At 34.4% G+C, this 19545-nt stretch carries 10 protein-coding genes; 4 read left to right on the top strand and 6 right to left on the bottom strand.

Annotated features, from left to right (window positions below; genetic code table 11):
* Positions 1 to 15: 15 nt before the first annotated feature.
* The 3 genes from ACFX5F_RS14850 to ACFX5F_RS14840 are packed head-to-tail and all read right to left on the bottom strand — an operon-like array spanning position 16 to position 7044.
* A complete protein-coding gene (locus ACFX5F_RS14850) occupies positions 16 to 2604 on the bottom strand; it encodes a S9 family peptidase (RefSeq protein ID WP_379852813.1) in 2589 nt (862 codons plus the stop codon).
* Positions 2591 to 3985, bottom strand: a complete 1395-nt coding sequence (locus tag ACFX5F_RS14845) for a RagB/SusD family nutrient uptake outer membrane protein (RefSeq protein WP_379852812.1) — start codon at positions 3983 to 3985, stop codon at positions 2591 to 2593. Before ACFX5F_RS14845 ends, ACFX5F_RS14850 begins: the two co-directional genes overlap by 14 nt.
* An 8-nt stretch (positions 3986 to 3993) precedes the next feature.
* Positions 3994 to 7044, bottom strand: a complete 3051-nt coding sequence (locus ACFX5F_RS14840; RefSeq protein ID WP_379852811.1) for a SusC/RagA family TonB-linked outer membrane protein — start codon at positions 7042 to 7044, stop codon at positions 3994 to 3996.
* A 1735-nt stretch (positions 7045 to 8779) separates the two neighbouring features.
* On the opposite strand from ACFX5F_RS14840, the gene ACFX5F_RS14835 reads away from it, so the two are divergent.
* Both ACFX5F_RS14835 and ACFX5F_RS14830 read left to right on the top strand, forming a co-directional pair.
* Positions 8780 to 10591: a hypothetical protein gene (locus ACFX5F_RS14835; RefSeq protein WP_379852810.1), complete on the top strand. Its 1812-nt coding sequence runs from the start codon at positions 8780 to 8782 to the stop codon at positions 10589 to 10591.
* Between the two features lie 244 nt (positions 10592 to 10835).
* Positions 10836 to 12233 (top strand): hypothetical protein, encoded by a 1398-nt coding sequence (locus ACFX5F_RS14830; RefSeq protein ID WP_379852809.1) that lies wholly within the window; start codon positions 10836 to 10838, stop codon positions 12231 to 12233.
* A gap of 343 nt (positions 12234 to 12576) precedes the next feature.
* On the opposite strand, the gene ACFX5F_RS14825 is transcribed toward ACFX5F_RS14830, so the two are convergent.
* Positions 12577 to 14331: an RNA/DNA-binding domain-containing protein gene (locus tag ACFX5F_RS14825; protein WP_379852808.1), complete on the bottom strand. Its 1755-nt coding sequence runs from the start codon at positions 14329 to 14331 to the stop codon at positions 12577 to 12579.
* 842 nt (positions 14332 to 15173) lie between these two features.
* On the opposite strand from ACFX5F_RS14825, the gene ACFX5F_RS14820 reads away from it, so the two are divergent.
* A complete protein-coding gene (locus tag ACFX5F_RS14820; protein WP_379852807.1) occupies positions 15174 to 16013 on the top strand; it encodes an RteC domain-containing protein in 840 nt (279 codons plus the stop codon).
* A gap of 428 nt (positions 16014 to 16441) precedes the next feature.
* Here the strand turns inward: ACFX5F_RS14820 and ACFX5F_RS14815 are convergent, their stop codons facing one another.
* Positions 16442 to 17083 carry a hypothetical protein gene (locus tag ACFX5F_RS14815; protein WP_379852806.1) on the bottom strand — a complete coding sequence of 214 codons (642 nt, stop codon included), beginning with the start codon at positions 17081 to 17083 and terminating at the stop codon, positions 16442 to 16444.
* A 372-nt stretch (positions 17084 to 17455) separates the two neighbouring features.
* On the opposite strand from ACFX5F_RS14815, the gene ACFX5F_RS14810 reads away from it, so the two are divergent.
* Positions 17456 to 19111, top strand: coding sequence for a helix-turn-helix domain-containing protein (locus ACFX5F_RS14810; protein ID WP_379852805.1), 1656 nt, complete (start codon positions 17456 to 17458; stop codon positions 19109 to 19111).
* Between the two features lie 178 nt (positions 19112 to 19289).
* On the opposite strand, the gene ACFX5F_RS14805 is transcribed toward ACFX5F_RS14810, so the two are convergent.
* Positions 19290 to 19463 carry a hypothetical protein gene (locus ACFX5F_RS14805; RefSeq protein WP_379852803.1) on the bottom strand — a complete coding sequence of 58 codons (174 nt, stop codon included), beginning with the start codon at positions 19461 to 19463 and terminating at the stop codon, positions 19290 to 19292.
* Positions 19464 to 19545: the final 82 nt, after the last annotated feature.

The following is a 19545-nucleotide window of genomic DNA, read 5'->3' as shown; positions in this document are numbered from 1 at the left end:
TGACGGCTTTTCAATTTAAGATTTTAAATATTTCGCAAACCAGGCCTCAATTCGTTTTGTGAGATCAGTCTGTTTCTTCCTGTCAGATATCGTATGAGATTCCTCTGGGTAAATAAGTAGAGTATGTTCTTTCTTCAACCTTCTCAAAGCAAGATAATACTCGATGCTTTGAAAATAGTATACTTGTTTATCTTCCTCACCTGTCCATGACAATAAAGGTGTGTTTACACCTTCAGCTTGCAATATAGGTGAATTTATGAGATAACTTGATAAAACTTCAAATAGCGACTTCCTCATTCGTTGCTGCTGGCTTTCAAATCGCCAAAAATTTGTAGTGGCAGAATCAGTGTTATAATAAAGATAACTTGATACCAAATCTGTAATAGCCGCACCGGATACAGCGGTCGCAAATCGGTCCGTTTTTGCTATAATGTAGTCTGTTTCAAATCCGCCAAAGGAGTGCCCTGTTAATCCAATTCTATTGGGGTCAACATTATATTTTAAAAGAACCGTATCAACTGCAGCCAATACACATTTTTTTGCTGATTCACCTGTTTGCCGCATTTCATAGACAATATCAGGCAACAGGATAAAATAGCCTTTTGACGACAATACCGTAAAGTTAATCCCATTCTCGTTCAATAGCGTCGGGTTAACATACCGATGTAAACTACCTCCTTGTCTTTCATAAATGCTAACAATCATAGGATACTTGACCGTAGAATCAAAATCCGCAGGATAAATTAAAACACCCGATAAGGGTTTTCCATCTACAACATACGAAACCTTCTCAACCTTAGCCCACAAATAGTTGTGGTGCTGAAAATTGCTGCGATACAATTCTTTTACTTTCCCAAGAGCATCGACGAACAGCAACTCAGGGGGCGCATCAAAATGTTGCGAGATAAAAGTAAAAGCGTTACTATTTTTCGCCTTTACCACACGGTCAGTTCTTTTGTATTCCCAAAAAATTGGACGCGCACCAGTTGTCCCATCGTATCTATAAAATCCACTATACCCTGTCGCAGCATTTTGGGCAGATAAAATCCACTGCGTTGAATTACTGATGATAGCATTGGTCCGATCCATGTAATCGAACTTAGAGAGGAGCCTGCGTTGGGAAGTTGCAAAACGAAAAGTAGTTTTATTTTCACGTCCCTTGGTCAACCGTTTCTTTGTCTTTCCGTCAGCGCTAATCATCCAAATATCAAACTGGTCATAAATGAAAAGTGAGTTGTCGTCTATGCTCCACCCTGCAATACCATATAAAGGAACTTGCCCCGCACGATCATAATTGATATCACGAACTGGAACGCCCAAATCTTGAGTAATATTTCGGTGTTCGTCCTTCTTGAAATCATACACCCACCAGTCACCATTTACTGAATAAGATAAGTAATTGCCCTTGGGCGAAAATGCCGGATCCATCCCCGTCCCAGGATATCCTTTGAGCAATAATCGCTTTGTACCCGTTTGAACTGCAGTTACATAAATATCTCTCGATCCTATACCATCAAAATGTGGCTCAGATTCGAATTCATTCCAAGTCAACGCATATTCTGCGGTACGCCCAATTAGTGCAGAGGGCTCTTCCCTGTTGCTAATCTGCAAAAACCGACCCGATTCTACGAACCATACTGCGACTTTATCCTGTAATGTAAAGTCCCCATACATTTTTAAATTGGGATAGATTTGCTTGTCATTTCCATTCCATACTTGAACAACTTCGGCTGTATCTTCATTCGGCACATTTTCTTTCAACTTGAAAAAGATCCGATTTCCATCATTTGAAATAGTAACCGAACAAAAACCAGCACCTATGCTCATATCATTAGGAAAATTGGAACAGCTTTCCGGAACAAATGATAAAAGCTTCCCAGTATCTAACCGATAGGCATACAGCTTGCCTCTCAAGCTGTTATTTTGAATAAAAGCAATAGTTTGGTTAAGCCAGCTCAGGTTTTTAATCGCGCCAACTGTTAAAACCGGAATCTCTTTTTTTATAAAATTGTCAAAGATTTCAAGTATTTCCACTTTCTCTTTTCCAGTAACGTATGCAATCGCATCCTTGCGTATATTCCATATCCATTCGTTGATATTATCAGCATTAGCCACGGTTTGACCAAGCATGTTTTTTACAGTTAAGCGCTGGTTGCCACTTTGATCATCACTAATCAGTATTAAGTATTTACCATTGCCCGAAAATGAATAGCTGCTAATTTCCGGGAAGTAATTCACTTTTCCTGATGTTAAGTCTTGCAAAACCAATGTATCATTCTGCTTACACGCAAACCAATTTTCACCATTAAACTCCCCATTTGTACCATGAGGAAATGCGTATTTTTTTCTGCTTTTTGTTGCTATAGCAAATAGCGTATCAGCTGTATCGTATTGCAGGCTGTAACTTGCCCAACCTCCCTTATCAGAAATACTGTGCGATAGCATATCACTCCATAAATGATAATCTTCTTCCGGTACCGTTTTCTTTTGTAAAACCTGCCCTACTACCGTGCAGCCCACTAGCAAAAAACAATATGTAGTTAAGCGGAAGAAAAAAGAATGACGAAGTTTTTTCTTTCTCTGAACTATTCTAGTAACCATCATTTTGTGGGGCAAGATTTGGGTTTAACAACAATTCTTTTTGAGGTAGCGGAAGTAATCTATCTGTAGTATTCCAACCCAATTTCACAGGAGACAATGCAGTATCCAATAAGCCATTTCTTTTTAGGTCAAAGAAGCGGTGTCCAAATTCACAAAAAAGTTCCGTTTGGCGTTCCTTTAGCACGGCAGTGATAATTTCTGCACTAGTTGATGCTGGTGTATCCCCTAAACCTGCTGTATTCCTTATCTTATTCAAATCTTCTTTAGCGCCAATCAAATCACCTTGCTGCGCTCTGGCTTCAGCACGAATCAGATACTGCTCAGCAAGTCGGAGCACAATCGAGTATTCTACAGAACTCCCCGTATTGGAAGACTCTTTATATTTATAAGCGTGAGACCAACTATTAACACCCGTTGTAATCATTTTTGTCCAGTGTACTTTTCTTTGATCATTAGCCTCAAACGCAGTAAGAATGGTCGGTGAAAGTGATGATGAAGGTGGCGGTCCGTTAAAAAACACAAATGTTTTAGCTTCCTTTGTATTGTCTCCCATCATAGCAGGCATCAATTGCCAAATCGTAGTTGTACTTTCTTTAAGGAAAATTTTATCAAGATCATTCTCCCATACATAAACATCTGTTTGGTTCAGAACAGCAGAAGCAGCATTGGAAGCCTGATCCCATAAATGGAGATAAAGGTTAACTCTCGCCAGCATGGCATAAGCCGCATAGCGGTTTGGCCTTACACGTTCTGAACTAATATAGGAGTCGGGCAAAAGTGCAATAGCCTGTTCAAGATCAGATTTAACTAAGAGTAGTGCATCATTTTCAGCAGTACGATGCGCAATGCGATTGGCTTCATAATTGGTAGTGCTAATATACGGCACACCACCAAAGGAATTTACCAAATAGAAATGAATCAACGCTCGTACAAAAAGAGCTTCACCTTTCAATTGGTTACGGTCAGGTTCTGGCAGAGAAACAGAATGATCCACACCCTCAATTACGGCATTGGCAGCATAAATTTGGCTATAGCTACTGTTCCATAATTGTGCTATTTCTGTTCCCGATGCTTGCAAAGCATTAGTACCGTAATTAAATGATAAACTACCTGGATTATAATAGGAGGTAAGTTCATCACTGTAGAGCCCCAACTGGTTCGAAAACCCTGTAAATAGGCCTGTAAATAGTCCATTATCGCGCATTTTTGTGTAAATATCAGTCATCGCGGCATTAGCGGTAAGACGGTCTTCAAAAACAGCATCAGCAGTAAGCTGTGAATCTGGAAGGTCAACTTCTGTGAAGCTATCGCAGCTTGTAACCAGTATAGCAATACTTAGAATCAAAATAGGTAACATTGCTTTCTTTGATAGTATATTTTTCATGGCTTCAGTTAAAAAGTGATTTGTAATGTAGAAGTATAAACGCGTAAAGGAGGCATGAAACCTGCGGTCTTAAATTCAGGATCCCCTCCCTTATAAGAAGTGAGGACAAGTACATTTTGCCCCTGCATGCTCAGCTTGCAACTAAAGGATTTTGTCCATTGTTTCGGCAAATCATAGGTCAGTGAAATATTCTTCAGCCTGATGTAAGAAGCATCCGTTATAACCGCATCACTTTGGGAGTAAAGGGTGTTTGCACGCTGAGCAGTAGGATTGATTCCTGTACTATAAAGCTGATTAGGACCACTATCTCCCCGATTTTGCCAGTGTGACACAAATGATGCTGGCTGGTTCGACATGGTTCCCGGCAAAAGGGTTCCAAATGCTTCAGTATAGTTTTCCTGCTTAACAAACTGAAACAAAAAGTCCAGTTGCACCGCTCCGTACTTCAACTGGTTTTGCAATCCCCCATAAAACTTCGGATTCAGTTCTTTTACAAACCCCCTGTCATCATTAGCCGATAGTAGGCCATCACCGTTTAAGTCCTCAAACTGATAAGTACCAGTCTGCGGGTCAAGACCAATATAATGGAATACCTTAACAATATTCAATGGTTGACCAATGACAAATTGAGATTGGTAAGACGAACCTTTCAGATCCGGAAAAGAGAGCAGATTATTCCTAGCACTAGTAAAATTGAAATTCGTTGTCCAACTCAATTTATCGCCTTGCAGGTTCAACGTACGTAAGGTCAATTCATAACCACTATTTTGTACTTCTGCGTCAAGATTTGCCTGTATCGAGTTAAAGCCGGTAGTTCCTGGTAAAGGCACACCTAGTAATTGACTGCTCGAACGATTTCGGTACCAAGCCGCAGTCAAAAAAATACGGTCTTTCAAAAATCCTGTTTCTAGTGCTACTTCAAGTTTTCGGTTGGTTTCCCATCCAAAGTCCTTATTGAATAATCTTGTCGGTTGTAAACCGCTTATGCCTTCATAATTGCTACCAGATGTACTGTATGTATCAAGATACTGATAGTCTCCTATCTGATCATTTCCAGTGGTACCATAACTGGCTCGTAGCTTTCCAAAACTGAGGAATTCTGCATGTTTTTTTATAATTGGTTCGTCACCGAAAAGCCATGATGCCCCAACAGCCCCAAAGCTTGCAAACCGGTTAGCAATCCCAAACCGGCTTGATCCATCTCTTCTACCCGTCATATTGATAATATAGCGGCCTTTCCAGTTAAAATTTGCCCTGCCAAAAAAAGCCTGGTATTTGTACACCGTTGCATCACTGTTCATAATGGAGAATAGGGATGCCGATGCCGGATTTTCAAGGAGACCATTGCTTGAAAATCCATAGCCCATATGCACAACTTGGTTCGACATCTGCTGTTGAAAAGTGCTACCGGCAAGCAGATCTATCTTGAATTGCCCTGCTGTAAACTGGTAGTTAGCCTGCGGCTCAATAATCCACGAATTACGGCTGGTATTGTTCTCAAAGACCAACGATGAGGAACTGTCTAAACCATATGCGGGGTTATACATTGTTGAAGGCAACAGATTTAATTCTTTGTAACGCAAATCGCTATAACCAAAACTCGATTTGAGTTCGAATCCCTTAAACAGACTGTACGAAAGCAGTGAGTTAGCAATAAGGTCATTAGTTCTCCCTTTAAAGTCCGTCGCAAGTAATTGTAGCGGATTTTCAAAAGTACCGTTTTCCCAATTCAAATTCCCTAAGGCATCATAAAGCGAAGGTGCGTTGGGCGCTAAGCTTAGAGCTGCTCCCGTAAAGTCAGCTGTCGGCATAGTATTGTTTTGTACCACATAACCAGTAGTAAAATTAATCCTGAACCGTTGGTCTTCCGACTCATGATTAAGATTCAGGTGAACATTGCCTTTTTCGTACTTATAGTCACCCGGAAACACAGTAGTCTCTTTATTATAAGTACCACTTAATACAAATTGCGTTTGCTTTGAACCGCCTGACAATGAGGTTTGCATAGTACTAATACTGGAGTTCCCTCCCAATAATTCTTTTTGCCAGTTCGTATATCGGTTTTGATCCCATGTTCCGTTAATGTCATAGGCATTAGCCGGATAATCCGTAACGCCGTCATTGGCATACGCTTCACGTCGCATTGCGAGGTACTCCGCGGTATTCATTAGCTTCATAAATCGGGTGACATGGCCTGAACCACTAGAGACACTACCCGTGAATTTAGTTTTTCCTGCTTTTCCTCTTTTGGTGCTGATAAGCACAACACCATTGGCACCGCGCGACCCGTAAATAGCGGTTGCATCGGCATCTTTCAATACTTCTATACTTTCTATATCCCCAGGATTAATGCTATTTAACGGACTCGTTCTTCGTGGCAAATGTCCCGACGTAAAAAGGCTTCCAATGGGTTCAGAAGCATAAGGCACACCATCCACGATATACATGGGGCTGTTACCATCAAACCTCAGGCTATTTTGTCCGCGTATCTGGATATCAAATCCCCCACCTGGCATCCCCGTAGTCTGGGTAATATTAACCCCAGCCATCCTTCCCTGCATCGTAGCAAGCACATTTGTTACTGGTTGTTTTTCAATATCCTTAGCTGTAATACGGGCAATACTTCCAGTGCGCTCCTTTTCTTTGACAGAATAATAACCCGCATTGATGTGAACTTCCTGTAGTTGGGTAGCATCTTCTTGTAATTGTACGTTTAGTATTTTACGTCCGTCTATAGGTTCTGTAACGGTTACAAATCCCATAAAACTAAAGACTACTATATCGTCTGCTGATGCAGTTAGCGTATAGTTCCCGTTAAAGTCCGAAATAGTTCCAGCTGTAGCTTTACCTTTTACGGAAATGGTCACACCGGCTAAAGGGTTTGTACCATTAGTGATAGTACCACTGATTTGCACTTGCTGTTGAGGTATAATTTTTTTTGTTACCGTCGCAAAAGCGGAAGGGTTGATTGTTGCGGCATGGACAGGAAAATCGCATAAGCAAATCCCTAAAATCAAAGGAATCGCCGGCCATCCCTTGTAAAATGAAAATATATTCATAATTTTGGTTTAGTTAAATGAAACGTTAGTTTTGTTAGCATTGGTCCTCTTTTCAGTTGTCCAGACGGTTGGAGGGCCTTTTTTGTCATTGCGAGGCACGAAGCAATCTCATTTCGAGGTTCGACGCACCCGAGAGAAGCAAAGCAATCTCAATATTATTATTCTATCATAGGCATACTTTTTAATTAGATTTATATTCGATGTTATTGTCTCTATATTCTAAATTCTTTAACCCAATTCAAAATTTAAAATAATTAATAACCTCTAATCACCTGACGATGTGAATTTTAACATCAGTTCAGTTCGCGCTATTATAACCATAAAACCACATGAACATCGTTGCTATAAAAAGTATAATTATTCCTATTTTTATTTGTTTGTAGTATTTCATAGTGAAAATTTAGATGTTGTAAATCCAGTTGTATTGCTAGGGTAATTTGGTGTTAGTACGTCATAAAGATTGAAGATAGATTTTTAGCATCAGCGTGCTCTTCCCTACAATTCAAAATTTACAATTCAAAATTCAAAATAACAATTCTTGCTTTTTTCTCAATCAAAAAAAAAAGAACCTGCACTGAAACACTAACTCAAAATAAAGAAACAGCACAGGCATTAAATTGACAGTATTTTTTTTATTTCATAGTTATGGTTTTTTTAGCGGTTAAAACTGCTGCGAGACTATGAAAAAGGATGAAGCGATGCTGAGAAAATTAAGCTTAAGTAGTGCCTATTGAAAATAAAAAAGGCATGGAACTCAGCATAAACGTCTCTGGTACTTGGCATACCTACCACGAATAAGTGAGCCCACGCCTATAGACGTGAGCATCTTACTTATCATCTCGTGGTTTTAAACTGCCAAGTTTCGAGCCGAGATTCAAAGCGAATGCTTCAAATATTTTATATGAAGAGTCGCAAAAATACATTACATATTCGTAATGATAAAACAAATATAACAAAATACTTTGAAATGCGTACTAAAGTACGCGCTATTTTTTATTGATTGACTTTTCTTTGTTATTAATGACAGAGACTAGCAACATTATTTGTAACTATATTTTCAGTAACTGGATTCAGCCTTATAAATCTCAGAGGTCATTTGCATTGGATCATAATATTGAAGAAAGCATCGTTAGAAAAATTAAAAACACTTCGCTTAATATCGAAGGATCAAATTATAATATTCCTGTTAATACTCTTAAAAAAATTTGCGAATCAAGAAATATCAAGTTGTCGGAATTTTTTAAAATATTAGAATTATAGAAAATAATAAGATTATATAAAAAAGATGCTCAGAGAGGCATCTTTTTTATTTTTTAAAACTCCCAAATTGCATATTGAATTTTCCAAATTGCATATCGTATTAAAAATAAAAACACATATTTTGAACTTACTTAAAGATTCAAAATATGGAATGGTATGAAATCATTGGGTTTGTTGTGGTTTGGCTTTTAGGTCTTTATGTGATAGGGAAGTTTTATGAGTCCATGAGGAATAGGTATTATAATGATAGTTGGAAAAAGAGGGATAAGAAATAATAAAAGATGCCACATTGGAATTAGCTTACTGTTATACTCTTTAATTTAAGTCAAAATATCACTAAATGTGGGTATTGTAACAATACTTATAAAAGTCTTTATTTACGAACTAGAATAAATAGCTTGATATATGACAAAACTTTAAAAAAAAGTGTTACTTGTTGATGTTGTTTATTATTCACGCGATTTAACCACCAAACATGACCGAACAAGAAAAACTTGAAAACATTATCATTAATGAAAATGCATATATTTTTCATAATGCAAAAAATGCAAACATTTCTAAATATAAAATTGAGAAGGTTTTTAGAGATGCTTCGGTAATAAAGTCCAGTAACTTCTTACTCAAAGAAGTAAAAAAATCCATAACAATAAATAATATTGAAATCTTATATTCGATATGTGTTTTCAAATATAATTCACAACCGACTTTCATTGATGAGTCAGTTGAGAATTGGATTGAAACAAAATTAGCATATCTTCTAATTGTAGAAATCGACGATTATTTAGTTATCAGTAGAAAAAATATATCCAAAATTCAAGATTTTATAAAGCAGTTTGACCCTCTTGATTACAAAGTTTTATCAACTCTTTTTATAAAAGATGAAACGCAATTTGAAAAATTTAACCTTAAGAATCTTAATGTCTCGGATAAATCATTACGCGAGAAAAGCCTTGAAGCTATTGACTTAAAAGAAAATTTTTCCGCACTAGGCGCTAATAATTATATGTTGAATTCATTGAGATTGAAGAATGTTGATGAAAAAGTTTCACTAATTTTAAATTCTTCCAGAATCAATAAATTTGGAAGAAAAAATTCTATCGAAGAATTTTGTGGTTGGGCAGAAAATTTGGTTAATAAAATTAAACATCATATCGAAAAAGAAACATTTTTATCAGTTTTTGCCGAACCACAAGATTATGAAAGTCTTCGCGATACTTTAGTTCCAATATCAATTCTTTTTACATTTAGCGGGCTATATACAGATTTCGAAAATGAAGTTATCTCTAATAGTGTAATTAGATTTTTAGACGAAGATTTAATTCTAGAAAGAAATATTGACATAATAAAGTATCTGGAAAATTTCGAACGTTTGTCTAAAATTATGTACGATGCTCACTACGATATATTTAAGGTTGACAATCCTATTGTGAATGATATTGAATTAAAATTTAATGAAAAATCAATCACACTTAAATCTCATAAATTGAAACATCTAAAGCTAATGAAAGCCAACGGAACAGAAATTTCAATTATAGATTATATAAGTAATTCAAGTAGCTTTATTATAAATTTTGATAATATTGATTTGGTTTATTCAAACCGTAAATTATTCAAAGACACAAAACTTCTAGGAAATATTGATCATTTCATGAAAATTTTTGTAGCACATGATGATTTAGTTCTTTGCGACAGTGAAAAAGGTTTATTCAGTACTGGTCAAAATGAATTTGAAAATCTATCCATTTTTAATTTTGTTGAACAAAATTTTATGGACGATGCAGAATACTTTATCTGCGACGACTTAATAAAAGAATGGGCCGATCATATAGCCATTTATGATAGTAAAATTATCTTTTTTCATTCTAAACATAACACCACTCAATTTTCAGCATCTGCATTTCAGGACATTGTTGGACAAGCACAAAAAAACTTAGGTAATCTTAGTCCTCAGACATACCAATTGCTGGAAAAGAGAGACACTTGGGTTTCAACTTATAATAACGATGGTGTCAATACGAATATCATTAGATTAAGAAAAGGAGATAATGTAGACAATGCTATTAATCAATACCAAGCTGCTATTAATAATCCACATTATAAAGGAGAAGTTCATTTAGTAATTGATTTCATTTCAAGAAACACATTAGAACAAAATCTAAATAATTTAAGGAATGGGGTCGCATTTGCTCGAAGAAGTGAAGCAATTCAAATCTTATGGTTTATATCATCCTTAATTTCAAGTTGTCAAGAAGTTAATACAGATGTTTATATACATTGCAAGCCATAGTTATATCGCCTAACCTAAATCACTTATAAAGTTTAGCCTCGCTATTTAAAAAATTGACAAAGTCAAATTTTATTTTAGTACCTGTAGACTTAGAATTGCATTCCGTGACTGTCAACTAGAGACGTTAACCTCTCCAAATAACATTGTTATATAAACCCTCTCAATCTAGACTCCAAGTTATTCAAAGTATCCATACTCCACACTAATAAATCAATTTTTAAATAGGTAAAAAAATCCATCAACAGTGAAACAATCAAAACATAAAAATTTCGCAACAGAGTTGAGAATAATTGAACAGCTAGAAAGTTTCAAACAGCATAAAGTAACTTTAGAGGCTTGTCCAGGAGAAGCATATCTCACAAAGTCAAAAAAAGAATATCAGCTTTCCTTTGAAGGCATTTTTCCATATAGCGAGGACAAAAAAATTAAAATTCTGATTAATGGAGAACCTTTCACAATTAAATCTACTGATTTTCAAAAACCTACACGCTCTAGATTAGCTGAAATTCCAGCGCAACACACTTTCGATATAGATGGAGTAAATAAAGGGAACCTAAATAACTCCTCATTCTTCAGAATGTTTTTTTTTGATGACTCAAAAAGAACAAATATCTTTCATTACAAGCTTGAAAAGCCTAAACATGATGGTATTATTCCTTGGGCTTTTGACTGCGTGAGGTTAGCCGTTATGAAAAAATCGTATGATATTACCCAAAATCGTAACGGAGAGAATAGTTATTTTATAATCGAAAATCTGGATGCAGTAACACTAGAAGAATTCGAGGAAGATTCATATGCTATCCAAAAAGGAATCGGTTTTTTAATTGGCTACATGCCTGGTGGTGAAAATTACATATTCTCCGGAGAAAACTTCATATACCAGCGTCTGGCAAGAAACTCCCTAAAATCTATTTTCCATCCGGTTACATCAAATCCATATTCAAAACTATTTAAAGAAAAGGAAAAAGAAATAGCAGATAACTATTATGGTAAACTGAAAGTGATTCCTGCTCCGGTAATTTCAGAACTGATTAACCAACTCCGTCAAAATATGGATTTTTCAGTAGCCATCATTTTCCTGATGGAAGTGGCAAGCTTAAAATCTATAGTTTCAATGCCTGGTGTTTTTTCTGTTATTTTGGAATCCTTTGCTAATATTATTATCATAAAGCAAAATAAACAAGAAAAGTTAATCAATGATAAAGATCTCGTTGCAAAAATAATTTATGAGATGAATACGCTCATAGATAAACATGCTCCAAAGATAAATCCCGAAGCTGAAATAAAAATAAGACGAAGAATAAATGAAATTAACAAACCCGTAAATCTTAATCGATTAACCAATGCGGAGAAGTTAAGAGCGCCCTTTGATCAGTTAAAAATAAAGCTCACAGCAGAAGAAGAAAAAGCACTTGATTATCGTAATTATCTTCTGCATGGAAACATTTTGATGAATAATGAGCTAGAAAGAACTAGTGAAGAAATAGATAATCACATGTTACATGTAAGCGCCAAGTTATATACCTTGATTAGCAAACTAATTTTAAAAAGCTGTGGATATGAAGGCTATGTGATTAATTATTCTAAATTCTATCAGAAAAATTCAATAAATTCCAAAGAAGATTATTTTGAGTATATTTAAAAAACAGATTTACAATACTACCCACACCTGCGAAATAATCAATACCATCTATACAATTATTCTTTGCAAAAGTTGTTGAAAGGTTTATAAAAGTTATTGTTTTTACAAACAAGATTGCAAATGACATTTACCTTAAATAGCTGATAAACATAGCATTTACTATTTATAACAGTATTAAAAAAGTTAATTTTTCTGCAAAGATTTACAAAGAAAATGTATTTCAATTACCCAAAAACCTATCGATATTCTTTATAAAAAGTTCGCAAAGTTTATAAAACTGCAAAGAAACCTGCAAAGAAAACCATAGCTAATCCCTTGTTTTTCAACTCATTTTTCTTTGCAATCATTTTTTAATTTTATAGGTTCTTTGATTATGTTTTATCTCTCTTGCAATTTCCACGAAATCTTTTTCTATCATTTCGGCAAAAAGTCTTGATACGTAGGACACGTCTGAATCAGCAAGATTAAGTAACTTTCTGGCAGCTTCATTGTCTATTTCATCTGCACTGTCAAGGTATCTGATAATTGCTTCAATCTGCCTAGCTTTTTCTTGCTTCTTTAATTTGGAATAGCTGATTTTATCTTCTGTAGATGCTAATTTGTTTTTATGGATAATATATTTAACTCCTGAAGTTTTTCCGGTTGTTTCTATAAATTCTATTTCTTGCAATTCTTTTAATATTCTTCGTAATTGGTATTGGTTGACAAACGGGTTAGCTTCCAGTTGTTGAAAAGTTTGTTTCTTTTCGGTATAAATACAATTGATCACCAATAGTTTTTCTAGATCAATATCAATACCCGTAATTTGCTTGAATTCGTGACTCAATTCTGCTAATTTCTCAGAATAGACATCAGCATCAACTCTAAAAATAATAGAATGTTCATTTTGTATTGATTTGGGTAAGTTTTTTCCTTTAGACAATAAGGCTGTAAATATTTTATCAAAACCAGTACCTGCTTTTTCGGCATAACTTACTTCCCGCATCACATCCATAATATTAGGATTACGAGGGTTTGTTTTACGAAGAAAGTTCGTTTCATCTATACCTTGTGGAAAATGCCCCGGACTTTCAAATTCTATATAATTAGGAAACTTTCTAATTTCTATAATTTGTTGTCGGCTGTAATCACGATGTACAATCGCATTAATAAGCATTTCCCGTAGTACAATTTCTGGATAATCCTCTATATAATCCCGAAACAAACCAAAATGAAATTCTTTGACTTTGATTTCAGATTTTAATTGACTGAAACAAGCATCTGCAATTTCAATCAAATTGCCAGAATATTCAAATGGTTTATAACTCCCATCTTCATAGTAACGAATATATTTAATTTGGCTATAAGGCATTTCTTTTAATGCTTTTTGATTACCAATGAATAAAACACCTGTGGTTGTGGGTAATTGAACACCATTTTCTTCCTTAACGAGTCCTAATGTTTCTGTAAATTCATTTGATGTATTCTTGAGATAAGGGCTTTTAGGTTTTTCGCTTTGAATTCGATTGTAAAGTAATCGGGTTCTTGAAAGGTCTTGCCATCCCGGAATAGGATTTCTTTGTTTATCCTGTTCAATAGATTGAAAAGGAAAATCCCAAGTTTTTTGATCATAAACAATTAGTCCCTTTTCCGATTGAATGGTAGCAATTTCATAAGGTTCAATGGCCCTATTACCGTCATTACTCCTAATTAAATATTCTCCTTTAGAGGTTCTGTGCATTTGTGGCGAAAAAGGAATTTCGAGAACAAGCACTTCACTATTATTTATTTTAAGTTTGTGGGGATGTAACGTAATCGAAGGAAAAGTTCTATCTTGAACTTGTCTGATTAATTCAAATATTTTAGCATCTGTAGCCAAAAAAATAGGGTTTATTTCTTTGGTATCATCAACGATACCTACAAACAAAAAGCCTCCTTTCTTGTTAGCAAAAGCAACAACATCTTTAGCTAATTCCTCATATTTAGGTGCAAAATTTTTAATTGATTTACCAAAAATAACTTTATCTTCAAGTTGTTCTTTAAAATCAAGAATATCGCATTCACCTTGTGCAAGAAGATTGTAAAACCACTGAATACTATGTTTGGTATATTTGTGCATAATTTAAAAAAGTATTGAAAATTGTTTTTTTTTCATGTATAAAACCATGTTTTTCTATACATGTTTTTGGAATATTTATACAAAACGTCATTTTTGTGTACATATCTTTTTAATAAGTACCTAAAAAAGCGCATCATGAACACGTTTTAATCTAGTCAATTAAATCTTGTAGATATTTATCCATTCTATCAAATATTTTTTATTGTCTATCGAAATTAAGTTTTAGTAAAAACAAGCTTAATTTGCCAAAATTATATTTATTACTTCTATTACTTCATTTTCCCGATTTCTTATCAAGCCACAACGTTTCATCCGTCCAATATTAATCTCTTACTTTTCAAAAGCATTCAAAAATATATCCTCAAGTTCTCCCTGCTGCGCCATAACTATTCGAGATTTCCCGTTCTCGAACTATTGCCGGTTACACCTAATGATCCGGAATTACATTCCATGATAGTCAATAAGAAAAATCACCATCTTTCACAAAAATAAGAGTAATTGAATCAAAACAAGTTATTTTTTAATCAAAATATTCAGAAATACACATTAAACTATTAGACTCCACTATTTTTAATAGTGTTTTCAAATCAAAATCAAAAAAAACAATAATTATCACTACTAATCATCACATTTTTGCGATCATTAAAACTCTCTTCCACAGCTTAATTACCAAAAAAAACTACTTAGAAAGTAAAAATTATAACCACTATGCAATTCGGGAATTTCAATATTCAATTCGGGAATTGAACACCACTCCATTTGCACCACGAACAACCATCAAATAGATTTGCCTCCGGATTCAATTACCGAATCAGTCAAATTGTAAATCTAAAACAGCCCTAATGAAATTGTTTGCTGAATCCTTGATGTCCGAATTAGAACATCAGTTAAAATTGATCCATCTGGAAACAGAAAATCAGGTACAGTTGGCCGAGCAGGCAATTAAGATCAGTATTATTGTCTTAGAGAAACTAAAAACCTTTTTCATAAAATATAAAAGGCTAAACAAAACAGAGGAAATAGAATTCTTCCGGGACATCAAGCCTAAGTTTGCTGCCAAACTGATATACTATAACGAAATTTACATTATTGAAACCAACAAGCCATTCGGGTCTCAAAAAACAATAGGTAAATATTATAAAGCAGAACTCAATAAATTAAAAGTCTTTTTCGAGAAGAACCAGGAGTTTTACCGCTACTACCGCACCGGCAACAACTGCCTTGATAATAAATATTTTATACGTGCAAAATATGATCTTAAGCTAATGGTGGACAGTTTTTATTTTCAGGCAGATCATCACTTCACGACCTCGCATGACTATAAAGTGGCCAGCATACTAGCCAACGATGAGATTAAAGTTTTTCTGGAAGAGCAAATCCAAAAATTAGGCAGTAAAACAATCCAATCACCTTCTCAACTCTCTAAAGGCCCAAAATGGACGGGATCAAAAGTAGAACTGATCGAGTTGATTTATGCACTCCATACCGAAGGCGTTTTTAATAACGGCACCTCAGGACTCAAAGAAATTACAAGCTTCTTCGAATCCGTTTTTGAAATTGATTTAGGGCAATTCCACCGCGTCTTTCTCGAAATCCGAAACAGAAAAACGGAAAGAACTAAATTCCTAAATACCCTCAAAAACAAACTCATCATCCGCATGGACAACGCGGATGAGAATTAAAATTTGCGCTTTAGAATCCGCCCTTAAATTAAAAACGTCAATAAACAACGAAAAACGGAATTGCAGTGCTCCGCAAGCTGAGCATGAAAGGCGAACGGGTAGGGGCGCGGAATGGAGTTTTGAGGTAGTTTTTAAGTTTTGAATTTTCAGGCAGTGAAATCGAAGATTATTTCATCCGTTCGCCTTTCAGGCTCGGGTCATGAATACCAAAAAACAATAATAAACCATGAATAATTTTTTGTTACTTTTTTCATCAAGGAAAAAAGTAAAATCTATAATCAGAGACCATTCGTTATTGAAAATACAAATCAAAGATCCTGCGAACACCATTTAAAATAAAAATCTGACAAACTAAAAAAAGGCTGCCCATCTGGACAGCCCTATCAACCTAATTATTTAAAAATAAAATTTCTATTAAAAATCAACAGCTAGTACTTTTTTGATGAACTAACTTCTCTAAAAAGAATAGTCCAATCAGGATCTTTATTCTTTGGAGGTGTTATTGACTCCTCATAAGTTTCATACCGAACAACTGATGAATTCGTTAAAACAACCTCTTTATCATTTTCCGTAAACGTCTCATTTATCAAAACACTCGCTTCATAAGCAACTATAAAATCATATAGAACTTCATATCGTTCTTCCGTTTTTGAAAGAAGCAGCAAGGAATTAATAAACCGACTAAAACTTAATTTGGTTTCTACTGATAAATCCCAATTAGCAACTAATTCAGACAGACTATCCGAAAGAATAGGCGATACTTTTCCTGATGATAAAGAATTGGTATCACTACTCTTCACGCTGCTAATTACACTACCTTTTTGTAGATTTTGAAGAATGACATAAGACTTTTTCTTATAAAGTTTTCTTCCTGCCTCATCATAAGGATTAGCACTATTAGCTGGAATGATACGACTACTTATTGAGTTGTATTTAGTGTAGTGCGTTCTCTTTTCAAAACTATTGGGTGCATTGTCAATAGTTGATTCAGAATCAGTACTACAAGACTGCAGAATAAGCGAAATGGAATAGCACATTAAAATGGCTAGGAATAAAAATACTTTTTTCATTTTTGTAAATGTTTTAAATGTTACTGATTACTTTTTTCATCAGTTCTTTTCACCCGGGGTAATGGGAACAGTGGCGATTTTGCTCATAACAAAACCATTCGAATTCAGGGCAAAACTAAATGTGTAGTCCGCAACACACAACGCAACTGCTGTTCAATTCGGGAATTTAATAGGTGTAATTCCTGAATTGACAACAGTCAATTCAGGAACAAATAGTACATAACCAACAACTTAACATTCAAAAAATACATTTAGGGTCTCTCAGGGTAATTATCTTAATTATTGAAGTTTTTTAGCTACATTTAATCCTGATAAATAGAGGCCCAACTCCTTTATTTTGTTTTTAAAACGCTATAATCCCCATTTTAGAACATGAAAAAAAACTACTTAATCTTACTTTTACTTTGTTTTTTTATCAGCTTAAACGCTCAAAAAAAGTTTATAATTCCAGATAGTCTCTCAAATAAAGACTGTAACTACTTCAATGAAAAAATAAATTATAAGGAAAGTGATAGTTTAAAAGAACGCTTATATGCACAGTCTTGGTTAGCTAAAGCCAAATCCGAAAGAAACGATAAGCAAATAGCTCTCGCCTATAAATCCTTAATATATAAATTCGATAAAAAACTCCGACACCTATATGCTGACAGTTTGGTTATTGCTGCTAAAAGAACAAACAGTGCTGAATTGATTGGATCCGCTTATATGACAAAAGGAATAGTATATTATGATGATAAAAAGATGATGAAAGCACTGGACAATTACCTCATTGCCGAGGATTATATTTCCAAGACAAACGCCGAATATCTTATTTACAAATTAAAATACTGCAAAGCGCTAACTAAATATTATCTTGGATTTTATCACGAAGCAATAAGTTTATTCAAAGAGTGCGTTACTTATTTTAAAGAGCAAAATGATCACGCCTATGTCAATTCATTATATTCATTAGGTCAATGCTACAGCAGAGTTAATAAATACCAATTAAGCAGTCAAATAAATCAAATAGGAATAAAAGCGGCAATTCAATTTGAAATTTTCAGAATGAAATCATACTTTCTATTTTCTGAAGGTATAAACCAATCTTTTAAACACAACTATGTCGATGCTATAAAAAAATTATCGTTGGCATTACCGGATATTAAGAGTAATAAAGATTTTGCCAATGAAACTCTTGCTTATTTTTATATCGGTAAAAATTATTGGTCTCAAAATCAAAAAGAAAAAGCCGTAGCCTATTTCAAAAAAGTAGATATAATTTTCCAACAGCAAAACTATATAAGTCCGGAATTAAGGGAGGCCTATGAACTGCTAATTGATTATTCTCTAATTAAAAATGATAAAAAAGCACATTTACTTTACGTAGATCAACTCTTAAAAATCGATCAATTATTAGAACACAATTACAAATACCTTTCAGGAAAAATAACTAAAGTATACGATACTGAAAAACTACTGCAAACGCAACGTAATTTAGAAAACTCCAATAATTCCATAACTAATATTGCCATTAGTACCACAGCAGTCTTGATGTCAATAATTTCATTCCTTGTTTACAGACATTTTAGATCTAAAAAATTATTTCAAGAGCTGATGAACCGCCAACCGGCAACATCGAAATTATTTGTAGCAAACGGAAGTAAGGAACTCGATATCAATCCTCAAATAGTTGCTGCAATCCTAAAAAAATTGGAAAAATTCGAAATCAGTAAAAAGTATCTCGAAAAAGAGATGAATTTATTGAAATTGGCTTCTTTATTGAATACAAATACCAAATATGCTTCAAAAATAATTGCAAAATACCGTAACAAAGGAATTATTGAATATATCACTGATCTTAAGATTGATCATATCATAGAATTGCTTAAAAGTGAGAATAAATACCGTATTTACAAAAACAAATCTCTAGCAGACGAAGCTGGATTTGGTTCTACTCAAAACTTCACAAGAGCATTTAAATCCCGTACAGGAATATCCCCTAGCTACTTCTGTACGGAATTAAACAAATCAATAGCAGTAAACAATTAAAAATATTTTTTTAGTATGATTTTTATACACTCAAAAAACACTAGAAAAAATTAGCTCTGCTCACTCATATAACCCGCTGGGTATAATTATTCAAAACGTCAGTTAAAGGCATAAATTTTATTCCAAAAAAAGCAATATAAAATGACGTTTAAGATTTTAAATATGTTTAGCCAACTCGCTAATATTTACCAGACCCAAACGTCATTAGCATCTGCAGTCGAGTGTCAAATGTTTGACGAATGCGCAAAAAGAAAAGCTGTTTGAGCGCAGCGAGTGCTGCCTCTTTTAGCACTCGAAAACTAATTTGACCGACAGGGGTACGCAGGCTTGATTTTTTTGTTACTTTTTTCATCAAGGAAAAAAGTAAAGATTTCTTCAAACAAAAAATCAGTACTTACATAAACGTACTTCTTATATCCGTTCTTATATTTTTA

Source organism: Flavobacterium zhoui, from assembly GCF_042787235.1.
GTDB lineage: Bacteria > Bacteroidota > Bacteroidia > Flavobacteriales > Flavobacteriaceae > Flavobacterium > Flavobacterium zhoui.
The sequence above is the reverse complement of the archived record's forward strand: the minus strand, read 5'-3'. Positions and strand labels throughout refer to the sequence as shown.